Annotated in this window: 19 protein-coding genes and 1 riboswitch; of the genes, 16 read left to right on the top strand and 3 right to left on the bottom strand. The window is 32.1% G+C overall.

The annotated features are described in order from the left end of the window. Positions 1-52: 52 nt before the first annotated feature. A complete protein-coding gene (locus tag HMPREF2647_RS08665; RefSeq protein ID WP_017175179.1) occupies positions 53-460 on the bottom strand; it encodes a YflT domain-containing protein in 408 nt (135 codons plus the stop codon). Between the two features lie 213 nt (positions 461-673). Beyond that, positions 674-776, top strand: a riboswitch (purine riboswitch). A 207-nt stretch (positions 777-983) separates the two neighbouring features. Here HMPREF2647_RS08665 and xpt point away from each other — a divergent pair. From xpt to guaA, 4 genes are all read left to right on the top strand, one after another. Further along, positions 984-1,565, top strand: coding sequence for a xanthine phosphoribosyltransferase (gene xpt, locus HMPREF2647_RS08660; protein WP_017175180.1), 582 nt, complete (start codon positions 984-986; stop codon positions 1,563-1,565). Continuing rightward, positions 1,562-2,830, top strand: a complete 1,269-nt coding sequence (pbuX, locus tag HMPREF2647_RS08655) for a xanthine permease PbuX (RefSeq protein ID WP_017175181.1) — start codon at positions 1,562-1,564, stop codon at positions 2,828-2,830. The genes xpt and pbuX overlap by 4 nt, the downstream gene beginning before the upstream one ends. Before the next feature lie 38 nt (positions 2,831-2,868). Beyond that, positions 2,869-4,335: an IMP dehydrogenase gene (gene guaB / locus HMPREF2647_RS08650; protein WP_017175182.1), complete on the top strand. Its 1,467-nt coding sequence runs from the start codon at positions 2,869-2,871 to the stop codon at positions 4,333-4,335. A 146-nt stretch (positions 4,336-4,481) separates the two neighbouring features. After that, a complete protein-coding gene (gene guaA / locus HMPREF2647_RS08645) occupies positions 4,482-6,023 on the top strand; it encodes a glutamine-hydrolyzing GMP synthase (protein WP_017175183.1) in 1,542 nt (513 codons plus the stop codon). A gap of 100 nt (positions 6,024-6,123) precedes the next feature. Here the strand turns inward: guaA and HMPREF2647_RS08640 are convergent, their stop codons facing one another. Beyond that, positions 6,124-6,651, bottom strand: a complete 528-nt coding sequence (locus HMPREF2647_RS08640; RefSeq protein ID WP_228451900.1) for a phosphatase PAP2 family protein — start codon at positions 6,649-6,651, stop codon at positions 6,124-6,126. Between the two features lie 788 nt (positions 6,652-7,439). Here HMPREF2647_RS08640 and HMPREF2647_RS08635 point away from each other — a divergent pair. From HMPREF2647_RS08635 to HMPREF2647_RS08605, 7 genes are all read left to right on the top strand, one after another. Next, positions 7,440-8,939: an NADH dehydrogenase subunit 5 gene (locus HMPREF2647_RS08635; RefSeq protein ID WP_070859955.1), complete on the top strand. Its 1,500-nt coding sequence runs from the start codon at positions 7,440-7,442 to the stop codon at positions 8,937-8,939. 15 nt (positions 8,940-8,954) lie between these two features. Beyond that, the gene (locus HMPREF2647_RS08630; RefSeq protein ID WP_070859953.1) at positions 8,955-11,516 is read left to right on the top strand and encodes a DUF2309 domain-containing protein; all 2,562 of its coding nucleotides are present in this window, start codon (positions 8,955-8,957) and stop codon (positions 11,514-11,516) included. A gap of 68 nt (positions 11,517-11,584) precedes the next feature. After that, complete coding sequence (locus HMPREF2647_RS08625; RefSeq protein ID WP_002447992.1) at positions 11,585-11,947, top strand: Na-translocating system protein MpsC family protein; 363 nt, start codon at positions 11,585-11,587, stop codon at positions 11,945-11,947. Positions 11,948-12,308: 361 nt separating this feature from the next. Then, positions 12,309-12,980, top strand: a complete 672-nt coding sequence (locus tag HMPREF2647_RS08620; protein WP_070859951.1) for a phosphatase PAP2 family protein — start codon at positions 12,309-12,311, stop codon at positions 12,978-12,980. A 45-nt stretch (positions 12,981-13,025) separates the two neighbouring features. Then, positions 13,026-13,757, top strand: a complete 732-nt coding sequence (locus tag HMPREF2647_RS08615) for an alpha/beta hydrolase (protein WP_070859950.1) — start codon at positions 13,026-13,028, stop codon at positions 13,755-13,757. Positions 13,758-13,769: 12 nt separating this feature from the next. Continuing rightward, positions 13,770-14,018 carry a hypothetical protein gene (locus tag HMPREF2647_RS08610; protein ID WP_017175189.1) on the top strand — a complete coding sequence of 83 codons (249 nt, stop codon included), beginning with the start codon at positions 13,770-13,772 and terminating at the stop codon, positions 14,016-14,018. A 164-nt stretch (positions 14,019-14,182) separates the two neighbouring features. Further along, positions 14,183-15,511 (top strand): sodium-dependent transporter, encoded by a 1,329-nt coding sequence (locus tag HMPREF2647_RS08605; protein ID WP_070859948.1) that lies wholly within the window; start codon positions 14,183-14,185, stop codon positions 15,509-15,511. A 73-nt stretch (positions 15,512-15,584) separates the two neighbouring features. On the opposite strand, the gene HMPREF2647_RS08600 is transcribed toward HMPREF2647_RS08605, so the two are convergent. Further along, on the bottom strand, positions 15,585-16,115 hold the full coding sequence (locus HMPREF2647_RS08600) for a pentapeptide repeat-containing protein (RefSeq protein WP_049414315.1): 531 nt from the start codon (positions 16,113-16,115) through the stop codon (positions 15,585-15,587). Between the two features lie 255 nt (positions 16,116-16,370). Here HMPREF2647_RS08600 and HMPREF2647_RS08595 point away from each other — a divergent pair, with 255 nt between their 5' ends. The 5 genes from HMPREF2647_RS08595 (at position 16,371) to gmpC (ending at position 21,204) form a co-directional block, all read left to right on the top strand. Next, on the top strand, positions 16,371-17,267 hold the full coding sequence (locus HMPREF2647_RS08595) for a PLP-dependent cysteine synthase family protein (protein ID WP_049414313.1): 897 nt from the start codon (positions 16,371-16,373) through the stop codon (positions 17,265-17,267). A gap of 2 nt (positions 17,268-17,269) precedes the next feature. Further along, positions 17,270-18,418, top strand: a complete 1,149-nt coding sequence (locus HMPREF2647_RS08590) for a bifunctional cystathionine gamma-lyase/homocysteine desulfhydrase (protein WP_017175193.1) — start codon at positions 17,270-17,272, stop codon at positions 18,416-18,418. A gap of 219 nt (positions 18,419-18,637) precedes the next feature. Further along, the gene (locus tag HMPREF2647_RS08585; protein WP_002447973.1) at positions 18,638-19,660 is read left to right on the top strand and encodes a methionine ABC transporter ATP-binding protein; all 1,023 of its coding nucleotides are present in this window, start codon (positions 18,638-18,640) and stop codon (positions 19,658-19,660) included. Beyond that, positions 19,661-20,320 carry a methionine ABC transporter permease gene (locus HMPREF2647_RS08580; protein ID WP_017175194.1) on the top strand — a complete coding sequence of 220 codons (660 nt, stop codon included), beginning with the start codon at positions 19,661-19,663 and terminating at the stop codon, positions 20,318-20,320. It abuts the gene before it with no gap. A 41-nt stretch (positions 20,321-20,361) separates the two neighbouring features. Continuing rightward, on the top strand, positions 20,362-21,204 hold the full coding sequence (gene gmpC / locus HMPREF2647_RS08575; protein WP_002448016.1) for a dipeptide ABC transporter glycylmethionine-binding lipoprotein: 843 nt from the start codon (positions 20,362-20,364) through the stop codon (positions 21,202-21,204). Positions 21,205-21,354 lie beyond the last annotated feature (150 nt).

The raw sequence follows: 21,354 nt of genomic DNA, 5'->3' as shown, positions 1-21,354 counted from the left end.
TATTCATTTAACAATCGACATGAATAAATACAATGAATGGTTAAACTTATTTTTAAGATTTTGGACCCTTAGACTCATTAGCGTAATGAGTGATATCAACTTCTTCATAAGCTGCGTTGTTTTTTTCAACTTCATTATGTGAAGAAGCGTCTTTTCTAGCGATTACTAAAAATTTGCCATCAAGCATATCTTTTTTATATTGTTCTGCTTGGTTATCAGATAGTTTGAAATTATTCAATACAGCTTCTTCACCATCTTCACCGGTTAATAAGCGTGACATGCGATCACTGAATGAACCACTTGTTGCTATAAGTGTTACTTGAGAATTATGTAAATCATCTAAATGTAATTTAGATTTACTGATAACAAATATCTCATTTTCTGAATATCCTTCTGCTTTTTTCTTTTCAATCACATTGTAAATTTGATTTTCATTATCTATAACTGTAATATCTGGCATATTCATCGTCCTCCATCATTTCATGCTACTTTTAAATATTTATACCCTAATGAATAGATATAAAACGTTTCTATATAATTATATAATTAAACATATGTGTTTTACAAATACAGTTTTTTTATATGATATTAAACGCTTACATTTATAAGTAGTGTGATTACAAGGATAAACTCTCCATCAGTTATTGAAAATAAGCTTAAAATTTGCTATTATCATTAAATAATTTATATTGCTCATATAATCTGAAGAATATGGCTTTAGAAGTTTCTACCGTGTTGCCATAAACAACGCGACTATGAGTTCAAGTACAAAGGTAAGGAAGTTAATGAGAAGTTTGAGGATTGGCTAAGATGTCTTATACTATATTATCATTTGTATAATGTAAAGTAGTGTTTATCATCTATAAATCTAAATTATTTACTTCTAAGTTACAAATGAATGTGTATCGTACTTGTTCACTTATAGATCCTGAAACTAGATAAAAGTTTCGGGTTTTTTTATATAAAGTTTAGGAGGTTTTGAAGTGGAAGCGCTCGAACAAAAAGTCAAGGAAGATGGCGTAGTCATTGATGAAAAAATATTAAAAGTTGATGGATTTTTAAATCATCAAATTGATGCCAAATTAATGTATGAAGTGGGTCAAACATTTTATAAACAATTTAAGGATAAAGGGATTACGAAAATTTTAACTATTGAGGCTTCCGGTATTGCTCCTGCAATCATGGCTGCATTACATTTCGATGTGCCATGCTTATTTGCAAAAAAAGCAAAGCCAAGTACTTTAAAAGATGGATTTTACAGTACTGATATCCATTCATTTACTAAAAATAAAACAAGTACAGTGATTGTATCAGAAGAATTTTTAGGGTCTGAAGATAAAGTATTAATTATTGATGATTTCTTAGCAAATGGTGATGCTTCACTTGGATTGTACGACATTGCACAACAAGCTAAAGCAGAAACAGTAGGCATAGGAATTGTTGTAGAAAAAAGTTTCCAAGATGGACGACAAAGATTGGAAGAGGCTGGTTTAACTGTTTCTTCATTATGTAAAGTTGCTTCCTTAACAGGGAATAAAGTGACTTTACTAGGTGAAGATGAATGAAAAATTTAATTTTAAGTGTACAACATTTATTAGCAATGTATGCAGGTGCTATTTTAGTACCTATCATTGTAGGAACAAGTTTAAAATTCTCACCTGAAGAGATTGCTTATTTAATTACAGTAGATATTTTTATGTGTGGAGTAGCTACATTTTTACAAGCAAATAAGATTACTGGTACAGGGCTACCTATTGTTTTAGGATGTACATTTACTGCTGTAGCACCTATGATTTTAATTGGACAGACTAAAGGTTTAGACGTGTTATATGGATCATTGTTCCTATCAGGTATCTTAGTTGTGATCATTGCTCCATTCTTTTCTTATTTAGTTAAATTTTTCCCACCTGTTGTTACAGGTAGTGTAGTTACAATTATCGGAATTAACTTAATGCCCGTTGCTATGAATTATCTTGCTGGTGGTCAAGGCGCTAAAGATTATGGTAACCCTAAAAATCTAATTTTAGGTGGAGTGACACTTATTGTTATCTTACTATTACAACGATTTACAACGGGATTCTTAAAATCTATTGCAATTTTGATTGGTTTAGTTATAGGCACTATATTGGCTAGTATCTTTGGATTAGTTAATATTAGCCAAGTTGGTGACGCACATTGGCTCGGTATTCCACGACCATTCCGTTTCTCAGGATTTGGCTTTGATTTCGGTGCAACATTAGTGTTTACAATTGTAGCAATTGTAAGTCTGATTGAATCAACTGGTGTATATCATGCATTAAGTGAAATCACTGGTCGTAAGCTAGAACGTAAAGATTTTCGTAAAGGTTACACTGCGGAAGGTCTAGCCATCATTTTAGGATCAATCTTTAATTCTTTCCCTTATACAGCTTATTCGCAAAATGTAGGACTTGTTTCACTTTCTGGAGCTAAGAAAAATAAAGTCATATACGGAATGGTAGTCTTACTTTTAATAAGTGGTTGTATACCTAAACTAGGTGCTCTGGCTAATATTATTCCTTTACCTGTATTAGGCGGTGCAATGATTGCTATGTTTGGTATGGTAATGGCTTATGGGGTAAGTATTTTAGGAAATATTGATTTCAAAAATCAAAATAATTTATTAATTATTGCTGTATCAGTCGGACTTGGTACAGGAATTAGTGCTGTACCTCAAGCATTTAAAGCTTTAGGAGAACAGTTCGCTTGGTTAACTCAAAATGGTATTGTTTTAGGAGCAATCTCTGCTATTATTCTTAATTTCTTTTTTAACGGTATAAAGTATAAACAAAACGACGAAAATGTGAAATAATAAGATTAACTATATAAAAAATGGAGGCTGTGTTATAAATGTGGGAAAATAAGTTTGCTAAAGAATCATTAACTTTTGACGATGTTTTGTTAATTCCAGCTGCATCAGACGTATTACCAAATGATGTTGATTTAAGCGTAGAATTATCAGATAAAATTAAATTAAATATTCCAGTTATTTCTGCTGGTATGGATACAGTAACTGAATCTAAAATGGCTATTGCTATGGCACGTCAAGGTGGTTTAGGTGTCATCCATAAAAACATGGGCATTGAAGAGCAAGCTGATGAAGTACAAAAAGTAAAACGTTCAGAAAATGGTGTTATTACGAATCCATTCTTCTTAACACCAGATGAAAGTGTTTATGAAGCAGAAGCATTAATGGGTAAATATCGTATTTCAGGTGTGCCTATTGTAAAAGATGAAGAATCAAGAACACTCGTTGGTATTATTACAAACCGTGACTTACGTTTTATTGAAGATTTCTCAATTAAAATTTCAGATGTGATGACTAAAGAAAATTTAATTACAGCTCCAGTTGGTACAACATTAGATGAAGCAGAAGCAATCCTTCAAAAGCATAAAATTGAAAAATTACCATTAGTAGAAAATGGTCGTTTAGAAGGTCTCATCACAATTAAAGATATAGAAAAAGTACTTGAATTCCCTCATGCAGCGAAAGATGAGCATGGCCGTTTACTTGCAGCAGCAGCTATCGGTACATCTAAAGATACTGAAATTCGTGCACAAAAACTTGTAGAAGCAGGAGTAGATGCGTTAATTATTGATACAGCGCATGGACATTCTAAAGGTGTGATTGAGCAAGTCAAAAAAATGAAAGATAAATATCCTGACCTTACAATTATTGCAGGAAATGTTGCAACTGCTGAAGCGACACGCGCTTTATTTGAAGCAGGTGCAGACGTGGTTAAAGTAGGTATTGGACCAGGATCAATCTGTACAACACGTGTCGTTGCAGGTGTAGGTGTACCACAAATTACTGCAGTATATGACTGTGCTACTGAAGCACGTAAACATGGTAAAGCGATTATTGCTGACGGTGGTATTAAATTCTCTGGTGATATTATTAAAGCATTAGCGGCTGGTGGTCATGCTGTTATGTTAGGTAGCTTATTAGCTGGTACTGAAGAAAGCCCAGGCGCTACTGAAGTCTTCCAAGGTAGACAATATAAAGTATATCGTGGAATGGGTTCTCTTGGAGCCATGGAAAAAGGGTCAAATGATCGTTACTTCCAAGAAGATAAATCTCCTAGAAAATTTGTTCCAGAAGGTATTGAAGGTCGCACAGCTTATAAAGGACCATTACAAGATACCATTTATCAACTTATGGGTGGAGTAAGAGCTGGTATGGGTTATACTGGTTCACCAAACTTAAAAGTATTGCGTGAAGAAGCACAATTCACACGTATGGGCCCTGCAGGTTTAGCGGAAAGTCATCCACATAACATACAAATTACTAAAGAATCACCAAACTATTCATTTTAATGTAAGGTGAGCAAGAAGCGATTAAATTAAGAAAGTACGCTTTTCTATAAATTGTTTATAGAGGTTGAAATTATTTATTGTCTTTATAAATATGAAAAGCGTCTTTCTATTGTTTACATAAATTAATTTAAAGGAGATTTACTATTATGGAAATGGCTAAAGAACAAGAGTTAATTCTTGTCTTAGATTTCGGTAGTCAATATAACCAGTTAATTACACGTCGTATTCGTGAAATGGGCGTTTACAGTGAATTACACGATCATGAAATTTCTATAGATGAAATTAAACGTATGAATCCTAAAGGTATTATTCTTTCAGGAGGTCCAAATTCTGTTTATGAAGAAGGTTCATTTACGATTGATCCTGAAATTTATAATTTAGGTATTCCAGTGTTAGGTATTTGTTACGGTATGCAACTTACAACCAAACTATTAGGCGGTAAAGTTGAACGTGCAAATGAACGTGAATATGGTAAAGCAATTATTAAAGCAAAATCTGATGAGTTATTCTTTGGTTTACCAGAAGAACAAACAGTGTGGATGAGTCATTCAGATAAAGTCATTGAAATTCCTGAAGGTTTTGAAGTTATTGCTGATAGCCCAAGTACAAATTATGCTGCTATCGAAGATAAAAAACGTCGTATTTATGGTGTGCAATTCCACCCAGAAGTACGTCATACAGAATACGGTAATGATTTACTAAGAAATTTTGTCCGTCGTGTATGTAATTGTACAGGTGAATGGACAATGGAAAACTTCATTGAAATTGAAATCGAAAAAATTCGTGAACGTGTAGGCAATCGTAAAGTATTATGTGCCATGAGCGGTGGTGTAGATTCATCAGTTGTTGCAGTATTATTGCATAAGGCCATTGGTGATCAATTAACATGTATTTTTGTAGACCATGGTTTACTTCGTAAAGGCGAAGGCGATATGGTAATGGAACAATTCGGTGAAGGCTTTGATATGAATATTATTCGTGTAAATGCCAAAGAACGTTTTATGGAAAAACTAAAAGGCGTTTCTGATCCAGAAAAAAAACGTAAAATCATTGGTAATGAATTTGTATATGTGTTTGATGATGAAGCGGCTAAATTAACAGATGTTGATTTCTTAGCACAAGGTACACTTTACACAGATGTGATTGAATCAGGTACAAAAACAGCGCAAACAATTAAATCTCACCATAATGTAGGTGGATTACCTGAAGACATGGAATTTGAATTGATTGAACCTATTAATACATTATTTAAAGATGAAGTTCGTGCCTTAGGTATTGAATTAGGTATCCCTGAACATTTAGTATGGAGACAACCATTCCCAGGTCCTGGTTTAGGTATTCGTGTGTTAGGTGAAATTACGGAAGATAAATTAGAAATCGTTCGTGAATCTGATGCGATTTTACGTGAAGTGATTCGAGAAGAAGGTCTTGAAAGAGAGATTTGGCAATACTTCACAGTACTACCAGGTATTCAATCTGTAGGTGTTATGGGTGATTATCGTACGTATGATCATACAGTAGGTATTCGTGCTGTAACATCAATTGATGGTATGACAAGTGATTTTGCACGTATCGATTGGGAAGTATTACAAAAAATTTCTAGTCGTATAGTTAATGAAGTAGACCATGTAAACCGTGTCGTCTATGACATTACTTCTAAGCCACCAAGCACTATAGAATGGGAGTAGCCCATTAAAAAAAGCGAGCATTTTCGTGAGAAATGCTCGCTTTTTTTTATTAAATTCAATAATTTGGACGTTTATGCTAATTTCTTTTTGATTGAAATGATTATCGTCTTTGTTGTAATGATGTTCTATGGTGTACTTTTTGAAGAATATATTGATACACCATCAATGATATGAATAACCATGAAAAACTAAAAAATATGCCGCCAACTACGTCAGTGAGATAGTGAGCATGGAAGTATAATCTTGAAAATAAAATACCTAACCATACTACAATTAACACCGTATTTATTATGCGTTTTACCCAGATAGTTCCTAATTTAGGGATAAGTACAAAAATAAGAGCAAAAATAACAATCGTACTTGTTAAAGCATGTCCGCTTGGGAATGAAAATCCTGCATCAATTGTTAAGTGATCATAAGGTCTTGAATGATGAATGATGTCTTTTAACGCAATACCTATGATACCTGCTGAAGCTACTGTTGTCGGTAACCATATTGCTAATAAGAAGCGTCGCTTAATTAAAACAATAGTTGCGATGATAAGGGTCAGGGTAATAAAGGTTGCAATATCACCGTATGATGCTAGAAACGTCATAAAGTCATTGAACCAATTACCTTTGAAATTCATTTTTGGTTCGCCAAATGTGTTTAAGAACCAATAGAATGATTGTAAATCTAATATATGTGTCCATAACGACTTAGTAAAAACCGAAAAAATAGTTATTAAAAAAATGAGACTACTTATTATAAATGAAATGGTTAATGTATATTGTTTATTTTGCATCAGTACTATACCTTTCTTTATTTTAATCTAGTTTAACTTGTTAAAGCGCTAAAGTTATCGATACAAAGAATGATTTAATATTAAAATAAATTTAAAGACAAAAAAGCTAAGGTAATCACAAAAATATGATAGTCATCCTTCATTATTCAAAAAAAGCAAATAAAATATTAAAAAACTTTACAAAAAAATTAAGCGTTTTCACAGAATTGTTACATGAATATTGAACAAAATATGTTATTTTATAAGTAATGAAGTAAATTCATTTTATCCGTGAGAGTTTGGGACATACTTTATCGTCTCAAACTCTTTTTATATATTAGAAATTTGACTTTTAGTTGATATTTTCATATATTGTATTTAATATGCATTAAATTATACATAGGTTTATATCAAGCAATGAGGCAAAAAGTATCATTTACTTTATTGTTTAATTGAAGGGTAAAACTAATGTACTTAAATCTAAATTATAGGTTGCTTAAAGAGCATTAATAAATATATTGAATGAGCATAAAAGAAGCCTACAATAGATAGTCGTCCTTTTTAATAGGATAAAACTAAACTATTGTAGGTGTTTTATTATATTATAAGCAATAGTTATATATAGGTTACAGTTTAAAAGTGGAGGAATGATAATGTTAAGTATGAGTAGTTTACTTATATTATTTTTTATAACGCTTATTATGGCAGCGTTAAGTGGGTTGATTGTTTTAATCCCCTCAGTTCCAGTTAAATACATAAGATTTCACTTAGCTTTACTTCTATTGCCAGTTATTGTAGGTATTGTAGGGTTAGTGACTATAAATGAAAGAGAAGTTATTGGCATATTTGCCTTAGATAAACTTGCTTGGTTAGTAGGTGCTTTTGTTTTAGCGTTAGGTTTTATTATTCAAAAGTTTTCAACGCGTTATTTATTAGGAGATCACAATTATCGTAAGTATTTTCCTTTATATACATTTATAACTGTTTTTGCTTCACTAGGATGGTTAAGCAATGACTTACGTTTAATGACTTTATGCTGGGGATTAACGTTATTTTGTTTAACGCAACTAATTAGATTGAATAAAACTTGGAAAGTTCCAGCGGAGGCAGCAAAAGTTTCTGCACGTTCCTTTATTATTGGATGGTTAGCGCTATTAATTGCGGTTATTTTGCTATACATAGGAACAGGAGAATGGACAATCGATCCTTCTCAAAATTATGACTATGCTCTAAATCATGGTTTAAAATTAGTTATTGATTTATTGCTTGTTGTTGCTGTTATTATTCCAGCTGCGCAATATCCATTTCAGAGTTGGTTAATTGAATCAGTTGTTGCGCCTACACCTGTATCAGCTATTATGCATGCCGGTATAGTTAATGCGGGGGGCATTATTTTAACGCGTTTTTCACCGATATTTGATAATTCTATTGCTCTTACAATATTATTAATTATTTCTAGTATTTCAGTATTGATTGGTTCGGGCATTAGTTTAGTACATGTTGATTATAAACGACAACTTGTTGGATCAACGATGAGTCAAATGGGTTTTATGCTCGTTCAATGTGCAATGGGTGTTTATTCAGCTGCGATTATCCATTTAATATTGCATGGTATATTTAAAGCTACATTATTCTTACAATCAGGCTCAGTTGTCAGACGATTTAATATACCAACTCCACCTAATATTAAGAAATCATATGGATGGATAATACTTGGAAGAGCTCTTGCATTGATTATTGCAATTGTATTTTTTATGACAAGTAACCATAGCCCATATATTTTGATTAGTGCATTTATCTTAGCTTGGTCTATCTCTGTATCATGGAATCAACTTGTAGCATTAAATAAAGGAGTAATGGGACGCTTTATAGGTATTACAATGATTGTAGTTGTTGCAATGGTTTATATTGTGACTCATCAAGTATTTGTTAATATACTCCATCATGTATATATGGCTCCTGCCCATCCACCGTTAATTAGTATTATCATTAGTATTGCAATTTTAATGCTAGGTAGTATTTTTAGTATTTGGGTCGCTCGCCATCGTACATCTACAGCCTTTGCTAAAGTTTACTTATGGTTAATTAAAATTGGAGAAGCTAAATTTAAATCTGTAGAAAGCCATCCAAATTATTTAAAGAAATATTTATAAGAGGTGAACATTTACATGACTATTAATATAGAAGACGTTGTTCAATCTGCACGTCGTGTGATTACGCCACTTTCACCAATTTCAATCTTTGCAGCACGTAATCCATGGGAAGAACTTGAGTATCAAACCTTTGATCAAGTTGCACAATGGTTTAAACATGTGCGTGATATTGATTTATATCCAAGCCATGCTTCTGTAATGACAGCGCTTGAAAATGGTGAGATTGATAAACATATCGTTGAAGAAGAAGTACAACAAGCTATTCAATCTTATAAGACGGATATTCCTAAGACTCATGTGGATACGTACTGCAAAAATGCTATGAATATTAAAGATATTCCGAGAGATTTAATTACTAAAGAAGCCTATCTGAAATTAGAAGTCTCAAAACTCAAAAAAGTATTCGAAAATGAGTCATTTGCTTATGCACGTTCAAAAAGTGCAAATGCATTTAATGCTAAAGGCGAATCTTTAATGGATGAGTTAAATACTCATATTATTAAATGGTCAAAATTATATTTAGATACTTTCCAATCAAGTTGGACAATGCCTAAACGCGAAGAAGGGTTCTATGTAGCCTGGTTACATTTAGCGAAATATGATCCAATGTTGACTAAAACTCAACGTAAAATGATTAAGATGTTGCCACACAACTATGAAGACGCATTAATCATGGCACTTAATCATCTAGATATTGCTGAAAATGAATATGAATTTTATTTAACTGGACATCTTTTATCGTTACCAGGTTGGGCAGGTATGATGTATTATCGTGCTGAAAAACATGAACATGAAAAAGACTTATTAACTCAATATCTTGCAATACGCCTTACAATGGAATGTATTCTATTAGATACTGAAAAAATGAGCCGTCCGGCAGTCTTAAATGTTGAAAAAAGAATAAAAGAACTTGTGAGTAAATGGTTATATTATGGTGAAATGACGATTGATGAATGGGCTGAGATGTCTATTGAGGGTCAAATTGAACACTTGAAGTTTGCTCATGATTTTAATCCATTATACTTCAAGAAATTATGGTTAGAGGCTTGGGAAGAAACTCATGAACGCAAACTTGTTGAGATGATTTACGATAAATCGGTCAAGCGTGACAAACAACCTACAAAAGTACAACTTGCATTTTGTATCGATGTACGTTCTGAACCATTTCGTCGTCATTTAGAAAATCAAGGGCCATTTGAAACTATAGGAATTGCAGGTTTCTTTGGTTTACCTATACGAAAAAAAGCATTAGATGAACAGTTTAGTCATGATTCTTTACCAGTGATGGTACCTCCTGCATATACTATTAAAGAATATGCAGAGCGACATGCATTAAATACGTATAATCAACAGCAACATTCCATTACATCCATGTTTTATACTTTTAAATTAATGAAGAATAATGTGCTACCTAGTTTATTATTGCCAGAATTAAGTGGGCCATTTTTAAGTTTAAATACACTTGCAAGTACATTAATGCCAAAGAAAACAGGCGTATTTATTCGTAAATTGACTAAAAATTGGTTAAAAAAACCGAATGCTAAGCTAACGATTGATAGAGATCATCATGTACATAGTGATTTGCCTGTTGGATTTACTGAAGAAGAACAAATTGCTTTTACGAAACAAGCGTTACAATTAATGGATTTAACTACAAATTTTGCGCCATTAGTAGTACTTGGAGGGCATGGAAGCGAAACAAATAATAATCCCTACCATGCATCATTAGAATGTGGTGCTTGTGGAGGAGCTTCAAGTGGATTTAATGCGAAATTACTTGCCATGATGTGCAATTTACCTTTAGTACGTCAAGGGTTAGCCGCTGAAGGCATTCATATTCCGGATGAGACAGTATTTGTTGCTGCAGAACATAAAACATCAATTGATGAATTAGAATGGATTTACGTTCCCTCATTAACATCAGAAGCAAAGAAAGCATTTGATATTTTAGAAGAAGCCATGCCACGTGTAAGTTATCATGCAAATTTAGAACGTCTTGCTCAATTACCTCGTTTAAGCGATAGAGAATTGAAACATCCAATTGCGGAAGCACATCGCTTTGCAAATGATTGGAGCGAAATCCGTCCAGAATGGGGCTTAGCACGTAATGCAGAATTTATTATTGGGCAACGAAGTATTACAGAAGGTAGTAATTTAGAAGGACGTGCATTTTTACATAATTATGATTATGCGAAAGATCCTGATGGTCAATTACTAAATACAATTATTTCTGGTCCAGCACTCGTTGCACAGTGGATTAACCTACAGTATTATGCCTCTACAGTGGCACCACATTTTTATGGTAGCGGTAATAAAACAACACAGTCTGTCACTTCTGGTGTTGGCGTTATGCAAGGGAACTCAAGTGATTTATTAGCTGGATTGCCATGGCAGTCTGTGATGGCAGGAGACAATAAAATTTATCACGCTCCAATTCGATTATTAGTCGTGATTCAAGCACCAGATCGTTATATACAACGTTTACTTAATGATAATATTAAGTTTAAACAAAAAGTCGATCATCAATGGGTACGTCTTGCAAGTATTGATGAAAAGGGTAGTTTTAAAGATTGGTAAGCTATTCGATTTTAATTTAAAAAATGATACACTAATGTTAATTAAACATTAGGAGATTTGTTATAGCAATGACGAAATCGAAAGGTATGTATGAAGCAGAAATTAGTAAAGCAATTACGCAATGGGAAAAAGATTTTCTTGGACGTGGTTCGTTGTCAGTAAAGACAGATATTCTACGAGATATGATTATCGTCAACTTACAAGGTATTTTGACGCCTGCGGAGTATCGTGTATGTGAAACTCAAGAGGGATTACTTAACATTAAACGTACACGCTCAGAACTGGTGGAATCTGGACAAGATGATTTAATGCAACTTGTTTTCAAAATCACAGGTACTGAAGTTAAAAGCTTCCATAGTGATTTAAGTACAATTACTGGTGAACGTATTATTGTTTTTAAATTAGATAAGAACCTTGAAAAATCACTTTAAAATAAAATGTTATAAGTACGAGAAGAGATTAGGAAATGTTATATAAAATACTTCCTAATCTCTTTTTTTACAAGCGAATTTTTATCATTTATTGTAAAATCTAACTAACATTAAAAGAGAGATAGAGATGCGAACGAATCAATTCAATCAGAACCTCTTACTCATTATCATTTGTCCGACTATTCTGATGCTAGAGGTATAAAAGGGCAATACGATCAATGAGTTAAGTTAAGTAGTCAACATATTGATGAATGAATTGTGTGATACATCTTCAAACTTTAATGAATATGAAGAACGGATATATTATTTGAAAGAGTTTTCATAAAATATTAGGATCAAATGTAGTAAAGGAAAAACAAATATGAAAAATAAATTAGAAGTATCGCCAACTAAAACTATTTCTATATTTGTTGTTGGATTAATTATTTTTATAATAACGGCAATGAATGTCATTTATCATACCACACTAATGCAAAAATTAGATTTAAACTCATTACATGAGTTGACCAACTATTTTGGTAAACCTAGAAGACACTATGACGGTACAATTTGGCATAAAATGATGACGTTTTGTGCTAATTTTGGAGAAGTAAAATCCATTCTCTACATAACGTTATTTTTAGCACTTATCTTAATCTTTAAAAATTATAAACTTTCATTGTGGTTATTAGTTACGATTTATACAGGAACTTATGTTAATTTTTTAATTAAACAAATAATAGCTCGTCCTCGTCCGTATAACCATCTTTTAGTAGACCATGGATATTCATTTCCAAGTGGTCATTCAAATGCCAGTACATTATTTGCTTTAGCTATACTCTTAGTTGTTATTCCACTTATTAAAAACAAAGCGATACGATATAGTATTGCTATAGTTGTCGTTATATTTTGGATAGGCGTATTAAGTTGTAGGTTATATTTCCACGCTCACTATCTAACTGATGTCATTGGTGGTTTTTCGTTAGGAATGATTTGGGTTGCTTTATTTTCAATGACGTTACCACTCTTTAATATTAAATTAAGAAAGAAGTAAAGCTTAAGTTTCATAACATAAGTATTTTAAAAAGGGGAGAATACTATGAAAATCAAATCACCACATCCGATTTATTTAGAAGGTTCAAGAAAAGAAGCGATATTATTACTTCATTCATTTACAGGAACTGTTCGTGATGTAAAACCATTAGCTAAGGCGCTTAATGAAGAAAACTTCACATGCTTTGCACCAAATTATCAGGGACATGGCTTACCTTTAGACCAATTTACTCAATTTACGATTCAGGATTGGTGGAATGATGTATTAGAAGGGTATCAATTTTTAAAAAATAAAGGGTTTGACACTATTTTTGTAACGGGGATCTCACTAGGGGGACTATTTACATTAAAGTTAGCTGAGTTATTTGATGTTTCTAAAATAGTAGTGATGTCTGCACCAAGTGAAAAAGAAGAAAAAAGTATTGCATGGCGTATGGAACGTTATGGTCAGCGCATGAATCAATTATTGAAATTTGATGAAATTACTTCACAACAACAACTTGGAACAATTCAAGACTATCAACCACATATCGCAGAATTTAAAGCATTTATTGAGATAATTTCTAATAAATTAAAACGTATACATGTTCCCGCTCGTATTTTGTATGGCGGTAATGATGATGCCTTTTATCAAAATAGTGCCCATTATATTTTTAATCATATTGATAGTAATAACAAAGATTTAACATGTCATCCGTTAAGTCGTCATTTAATGACTTATGGAGATGGACATGAAGACGTTATCACTCAAGTTGTAACTTTTTTTAAATCTGAATAAAGGAGTAATAAGATGAAACGTACATTCTTACTTATATATACAACGGTTTCTGGAACTACTTATAAAGAATTTAAAACGTTCCAAGATGGTCCAGACTATGACACATGCATACAGCGTATTATTGATGAATTTGATGAATTGGCTTATTTATTTCTAAAAGATGACTCACAAGTTCATTACATTAATGTTGATCATATCGAAAGTTTGAATATTCAAGAAGTAGATGAAGGTCAATCCATAATATATGATTTTGAAAAATAAATGTAACAGTAAGTTTAAACGATAAGAATAGTTGAGAGATGTCATTTACATCTATTCTTATCTTTTTTAATACTCATTTATATGCATATTGCACTATTTGGTCAGACGTGTTAGAGTAGAACTTAATCGCACACACGCTTTAACGCGTTAAAGGGAGATAGAAAATGAGTAATCAATCGCAATGGAAAACATCAACCGGATTTATTCTAGCAAGTGCTGGTTCTGCTATAGGATTAGGCGCAATGTGGAAGTTTCCATATATGGCTGGCATTTATGGTGGCGGCGCTTTTTTATTTTTATTTTTAATCTTTACTATTTTTGTAGGATTACCGTTACTGATTATGGAATTTACGGTAGGAATAATGGGGCGCACTTATACGACTCGAATTTATAGTAAATTAACAGGAAAAAAATGGTTAAATATTATTGGGTGGAATGGAAATTTAGCTGTTTTTATTTTATTCGGCTTTTATAGTGTTATCGGTGGCTGGATTGTTATATATATTGGGAATGTGTTTTTACAATTATTATCTGTTGAACATACGTCATTAACTCAAATTAAATTTGAAAACATAATTAGTAACCCGTGGTTAACTGTGTTGGGACAGGGCATTTTTATTCTTTTAACAATGATCATCGTTATGCTAGGTGTAGAAAAAGGTTTAGAGAAAGCTTCTAAAATGATGATGCCCTTATTATTTGTTTTTCTAATTATTGTTGTTGCTAAATCATTGACATTAGACGGAGCATTAGAGGGCGTTCGCTATATATTACAACCGAGAATAGAAGATATTTCAGTTAAAGGTGTCTTATTTGCATTAGGTCAATCGTTCTTTACACTATCCTTAGGCACGACAGGTATGATTACATATGCGAGTTATGCGCCTAAGGAAATGACGATTAAATCTTCCGCCATTTCAATTGTTATTATGAATATTTTAGTTTCTGTATTAGCAGGACTTGCAATATTCCCAGCTTTAAAAACATTTGGTTATGCACCTCAAGAAGGACCAGGACTCTTATTTAAAGTGTTACCGTTAGTATTTAATCAAATGGGCTTTGGTATTGTATTTTATTTAATTTTCTTAATTCTATTTTTATTTGCGGCATTAACGTCTTCTATTTCTTTATTGGAATTAAATGTCTCAAATTTCACTAAAAATGATAATACTAAACGAAAAGCTATATCAGTTATTGCAAGTATATTAGTATTTATTATTAGTATCCCAGCAACACTATCATTTAGCAGTTTAAGTGGAATTAAGTTTGGAGCGGGTACAATTTTTGATAATATGGATTTTATCGTATCGAATATCTTGATGCCATTAGGAGCATTAGGAACGACATTAGTTGTAGGTCAATTACTAGATAAACAAGCATTAAAAGAGAGCTTTGGGAAAGATAAATTTAAACTTTTTGTTCCATGGTATATTTTAATTAAATATATTATGCCAGTTATTATTATATTAGTTTTTATTGTTCAATTATTTTAATATTAACAAGAATAAACAGAGTCTAGGATACAAATTGTTGTTCTAGACTCTGTTTAGCATAATGATAATTGAATTACATATTTTCAAACGTAACATCTTGTTTATGTAATTCTTTTAATAATTTTTCAGGAATTGAAGAATTATTAATAGTGACATGTTTAAATATACAATCTTTTATTTTTACATTTTCAAAATGACACAAATCCATAGTGACGTTTTCAAAAATCACTTTTTTAAACGTGACGTTATCAAATTTTACATTACGTATATTGCTATTTTTAAAAATGGAATGTTCAATCGTTAATGTATTAAAATGATTTTCATCAAATGAAGTAACGGTTAAATTTGATTTACTAATAAGCGTCTTGAAAAAATTTACATTTTCAAAGATACTTTTATCAAAATTACAATTGATCATTTTTGAATTTGAAATAGAGCTTACATTCTTAAAAATACCTTCACTAAAATCACAATGTTTAAAGTGACTTTTATTTACTTCAATTTCGTCGTACATTGAGTTTCTAAAAGTACTATTTTTATAATTTAAATTTTTATAGTCATCCTTAGTAAAGACGGATAAAGATAAGTCTGCTTTAGATGTCATCATCGAGTCTCCTTTGTACGTTGATTCATCGTAAAATTTAATTCATTTCCAGTGGTTCACTTTTATCATAACATGAGTATTTAAAAGCAATAACTAATTACATTTTACATAAAGAATCTAGCTTTTTGCAATAAGATATAAGTTAGCGTATAATTCATAGCGGTTGAGTAAGAATTAAAATTAAATATTGGAAATGAATATGATGATAGAAAGTAGGTATGTTCAGACATTACGTGAGTGTATTGAACGAAAGATATGATTACTTATGATTTAATAGGACAAACGCCACTAGTATTATTAGAAAGTTTTAGCGATGAACATGTACAAATTTATGCGAAGTTAGAACAATTTAATCCTGGTGGAAGTATTAAAGATCGACTAGGGAAATATCTTGTAGAAACTGCGCTAAAAGAAAAACGTGTTGTAAAAGGAGATACCATCGTTGAAGCTACAGCTGGTAATACAGGAATTGGATTAGCAATGGCCGCTAATCGTTATCATTTAAAATGTGTGATTTTTGCCCCAGAAGGATTTTCAGAAGAAAAAATTTCAATTATGCGAGTATTGGGTGCTGAAATCAAACGAACACCTAAAAACAAGGGAATGATTGGTGCACAAAAAGAAGCGCGTCATTATGCTGACAAATACGATGCAGTATATATGAACCAGTTTGAAACTGAACATAATCCAGAAGCCTATACGCATACACTTGGAAAAGAAATTACAGAGGCATTACCACACATTGATTATTTTGTAGCTGGTGCTGGATCTGGAGGAACGTTTACCGGTGTAGCTAAACATTTACAACAATTTAATGTTAAAAATATTATTGTTGAACCTGAAGGCTCAGTCTTGAATGGTGGCAAAGCACATGCTCATGATATTGAAGGTATTGGCTCTGAAAAATGGCCGGTATTTTTAGAAAAATCTATCGTTGATGATATTATTACAGTTAGTGATAATCAAGGATTTGAAAATGTAAAACGATTAGCTAAACAAGAAGGACTACTTGTTGGTAGCTCATCTGGTGCAGCATTACAAGGTGCTTTAGATATTAAACGTCGTATTGATAAAGGTATTATTGTAACAATTTTTCCAGATGGCAGTGATCGTTATATGTCAAAAAAAATATTTGAATACAAAGGAGAATAATAATGAAGAAAAAAACACAAATGATTCATGGTGGACATACGACGGATGATTTTACTGGAGCAGTAACGACACCAATTTATCAAACAAGTACTTATTTGCAAGATGATATTGGTGATTTAAGACAGGGTTATGAATATTCACGTACTGCAAACCCAACACGTGCTTCTATTGAAAGCGTCATTGCGAATTTAGAAAATGGTAAACATGGATTTGCATTTGGTTCAGGTATGGCTGCGATTAGCGCTGTTATAATGTTATTAGATAAAGGTGATCATTTAATTTTAAATTCTGATGTGTATGGTGGAACTTATCGTGCTTTAACAAAAGTCTTTACACGATTTGGTATTGATGTTGATTTCGTTGATACTACAAATATTGAAAACGTAAAAGATTATATTAAACCAGAAACAAAAATGTTATATATCGAAACGCCGTCTAATCCTTTATTACGTGTGACAGATATTCGACGTGCAGCAGAAATTGCGAAAGAAAATCAACTCATTTCTGTAGTCGATAACACATTTATGACACCGTACTATCAAAATCCGTTAGATTTTGGAATCGATATTGTATTACATTCAGCAACAAAATATATTGGTGGACACAGTGATGTTGTTGCAGGTTTAGTCGCTACATCTAATGATGAATTAGGTGAACGCTTAGCATTTATTTCTAACTCTACAGGTGGTGTATTAGGACCACAAGATAGTTATTTATTAATTCGAGGAATTAAAACACTGGGGTTACGTATGGAACAAATCAATCGTAACGTAGAAGGTATTGTGAAAATGTTACAAGAACATCCATCAGTACAACAAGTGTTCCATCCTAGTATTGAAAGTCATCTTAATCATGATATTCATATCGCTCAAGCAAGTGGTCATACTGGCGTTGTTGCATTTGAAGTCAAAGATACAGAAGCAGCTAAACAATTAATTCGTGAAACACACTATTTCACCCTTGCTGAAAGCTTAGGTGCGGTGGAAAGCTTAATTTCTGTACCTGCTTTGATGACACATGCATCTATTCCAGCAGATGTGCGTGCTAAAGAAGGAATTACAGATGGTTTAGTTCGATTATCAATCGGTATTGAAGACACTGAAGATTTAGTACAAGATTTAAAACAAGCCATAGATACGCTAAATAAATAGAATATAGTGAAAGTATTAATGCAAGAGTGCAATAGAAATTGAAACGATATTTATTGTACTCTTGTATTTTTATTATGATATTTGGAACTAAAAGAGTAATTCAATACTAAAAATATCTGAAATTTTCAATTTTTTAAAAAACTATATTGACGCATCCTTAACTTTTGCCTATACTTCATATCATACGAATTTAATCAGAATTAGATAAGGGTGAACATAGTGATTGAATTTCAGGGTGTAAATAAAGTATTTCGAAAGAAACGAGAAACCATCCACGCTTTAAAAGATGTTTCTTTTAAAATTGATGCGCGTGATGTGTTTGGTGTGATTGGTTATAGTGGTGCTGGTAAAAGTACACTAGTACGTTTAGTTAACCAATTAGAACAAGCTACAGAGGGCCATGTTATTGTAGATGGACATGATATTAATACATATAGTGAAAAAGAACTTCGCAACGTAAAAAAAGATATAGGAATGATTTTCCAACATTTTAATCTTTTAAATTCTAAAACCGTTTTTAAAAATGTAGCAATGCCATTGATACTGAGTCACAAAAGTAATTCTGAGATTAAAGAGAAAGTTGAAGAAATGCTAGAGTTTGTGGGACTTGCAGATAAGAAAAATCAATTTCCAGATGAGCTTTCCGGAGGACAAAAACAACGTGTTGCAATTGCAAGAGCACTTGTAACAAATCCTAAAATATTATTGTGCGATGAAGCGACAAGTGCATTAGACCCTGCGACAACAAGTTCTATTCTTCAATTACTTAAAAATGTGAATGAAACATTTGGGGTTACGATTATGATGATTACTCACGAAATGAGCGTGATTCAAAAAATCTGTAATCGTGTAGCTGTAATGGAACACGGGGAAGTTGTAGAAATTGGTACAGTAAAAGATGTGTTTAGTCATCCGAAAACGAAAACAGCACAAAATTTTGTATCAACAGTTATTAGTACAGAGCCTTCTAAAGCATTACGTGCCTCATTTGAAAGAGCAGATAATCATTATACAGATTACAGACTTTTCTTAGATAAAAAGCAAATTGATTATCCATTAATGAACGAGTTAATAAACCAATATGGTTTTAATGTAAATATTCTATTCTCGTCTATGTCAGATATTCAAGATGAAACGATTTGTTATTTATGGTTACGCTTTGAACACGATGCACAATTTAGTCGTGACACGGTAGAATCATATTTTAATGAGCGACATATTCATTATGAGGAGGTGCGTTAAATGTTTGGTTCAAGCATAGAGTCATCTCAATTAATGCAAGCATTGTATGAAACACTTTATATGGTAACAGTATCATTAATTATTGGTGCATTGATTGGTATCCCATTAGGTATTTTACTTGTAGTCACTCGAAAACATGGAATCTGGCCTAATGTCGTTATTCACCAAATTCTTAATCCAATTATTAATATTTTAAGATCTATTCCATTCATCATTTTATTAATCGCAATTGTACCTTTTACTAAATTAGTTGCAGGTACGTCAATCGGTACGACAGCTGCAATTGTTCCACTTACAGTATATGTAGCACCATATATTGCGCGTTTAGTAGAAAATTCACTTTTAGAAGTAGATGATGGCATTATTGAAGCAGCAAAAGCTATGGGAGCATCACCACTTCAAATTATTCGTCATTTTTTATTGCCTGAAGCATTAGGTTCACTTGTACTAGCTATTACTACAGCGATTATTGGTTTAATTGGTAGTACAGCTATGGCCGGTGCTGTAGGTGGCGGTGGTATTGGAGATTTAGCGCTTGTTTATGGTTACCAACGCTTTGATACATTGGTCATTATTATTACAGTTGTCGTTCTAGTTATTATCGTACAAATTATTCAGTCATTAGGTAACTTTATTTCTAGAATAATTCGCAGAAATTAGTTATTTAAATAAATTATTTTAATATTGGGAGGCAGTTTTTAATGAAGAGAATAATCGGTTTATTATTAGCATCTATTATTGTCCTTGCGGCATGTTCAGGCGGAGGAAATAGTAAGAAAGTAACAGTTGGCGTAGCATCAAATGATACTGCTGCTTGGGAAAAAGTAAAAGAATTAGCAAAAAAAGATGATATTGATTTAGAAATTAAGCACTTTTCAGATTATAACGTACCTAATAAAGCATTAAGTGATGGAGATATCGATATGAATGCATTCCAACACTTTGCTTTCTTAAATGAATATAAAAAAGCACATAAAGATGCAAAAATTGAAGCAATTAGTACAACCGTATTAGCACCTTTAGGCATCTATTCTAAAAAAGTAAAAGATATTAAAGATGTTAAAGATGGCGCGCAAGTGATGATTCCAAATGATGTTTCTAACCAAGCGCGTGCTTTAAAATTATTAGAATCAGCAGGACTTATTAAATTAAAAGATAACTTTGGTTTAAGTGGTACAACAAAAGATATTAAAGATAACCCTAAACATTTAAAAATTAAAGAAGTAGATGCTCAACAAACTGCACGTGCATTAGATGATGTTGATATTTCAGTTATCAACAATGGTGTAGCAACGAAAGCAGGCTTAGATGCTAAGAAAGATCCAATTTATTTAGAAAGTTCTACTTCAGATGCAGTTAAACCATACATTAATTTAATTGCCGTTAACTCAAAAGATAAAGATAATAAAACATACAAAAAAATTGTAGATCTATATCATAGTAAAGAAGCACAAGAAGCATTGAAAAAAGACACTAAAGATGGCGAAAAAGCAGTCGATTTATCTCAAAAAGAAATTAAAGACATTGAAGATAGCTTAAAATAGTAAGTTAAAAATTGTAGAATATCAATCGTTGTTTAGTCGTTTAGCATGTATCGTAGGTTAATGAATTAAAAATACACATATATCAAGCTTTTTTCGACTCTTGGAGTGGGACAGCTAATTCAAACATGAATTCTGTCTCGCTCTTTTTTT

Source organism: Staphylococcus sp. HMSC035D11 (assembly GCF_001836075.1).
Lineage (GTDB): Bacteria > Bacillota > Bacilli > Staphylococcales > Staphylococcaceae > Staphylococcus > Staphylococcus hominis.
This window is presented reverse-complemented; position numbering and strand designations above follow the sequence as displayed.

Coding starts and splice junctions, on each gene's coding strand:
- HMPREF2647_RS08665 (WP_017175179.1), bottom strand. CDS start 460: ATGCCAGATATTACAGTTATAGATAATGAAAATCAAATTTACAATGTG.
- pbuX (WP_017175181.1), top strand. CDS start 1,562: ATGAAAAATTTAATTTTAAGTGTACAACATTTATTAGCAATGTATGCA.
- guaB (WP_017175182.1), top strand. CDS start 2,869: ATGTGGGAAAATAAGTTTGCTAAAGAATCATTAACTTTTGACGATGTT.
- guaA (WP_017175183.1), top strand. CDS start 4,482: ATGGAAATGGCTAAAGAACAAGAGTTAATTCTTGTCTTAGATTTCGGT.
- HMPREF2647_RS08640 (WP_228451900.1), bottom strand. CDS start 6,651: ATGAATTTCAAAGGTAATTGGTTCAATGACTTTATGACGTTTCTAGCA.
- HMPREF2647_RS08635 (WP_070859955.1), top strand. CDS start 7,440: ATGTTAAGTATGAGTAGTTTACTTATATTATTTTTTATAACGCTTATT.
- HMPREF2647_RS08630 (WP_070859953.1), top strand. CDS start 8,955: ATGACTATTAATATAGAAGACGTTGTTCAATCTGCACGTCGTGTGATT.
- HMPREF2647_RS08625 (WP_002447992.1), top strand. CDS start 11,585: ATGACGAAATCGAAAGGTATGTATGAAGCAGAAATTAGTAAAGCAATT.
- HMPREF2647_RS08620 (WP_070859951.1), top strand. CDS start 12,309: ATGAAAAATAAATTAGAAGTATCGCCAACTAAAACTATTTCTATATTT.
- HMPREF2647_RS08615 (WP_070859950.1), top strand. CDS start 13,026: ATGAAAATCAAATCACCACATCCGATTTATTTAGAAGGTTCAAGAAAA.
- HMPREF2647_RS08610 (WP_017175189.1), top strand. CDS start 13,770: ATGAAACGTACATTCTTACTTATATATACAACGGTTTCTGGAACTACT.
- HMPREF2647_RS08605 (WP_070859948.1), top strand. CDS start 14,183: ATGAGTAATCAATCGCAATGGAAAACATCAACCGGATTTATTCTAGCA.
- HMPREF2647_RS08600 (WP_049414315.1), bottom strand. CDS start 16,115: ATGACATCTAAAGCAGACTTATCTTTATCCGTCTTTACTAAGGATGAC.
- HMPREF2647_RS08595 (WP_049414313.1), top strand. CDS start 16,371: ATGATTACTTATGATTTAATAGGACAAACGCCACTAGTATTATTAGAA.
- HMPREF2647_RS08590 (WP_017175193.1), top strand. CDS start 17,270: ATGAAGAAAAAAACACAAATGATTCATGGTGGACATACGACGGATGAT.
- HMPREF2647_RS08580 (WP_017175194.1), top strand. CDS start 19,661: ATGTTTGGTTCAAGCATAGAGTCATCTCAATTAATGCAAGCATTGTAT.
- gmpC (WP_002448016.1), top strand. CDS start 20,362: ATGAAGAGAATAATCGGTTTATTATTAGCATCTATTATTGTCCTTGCG.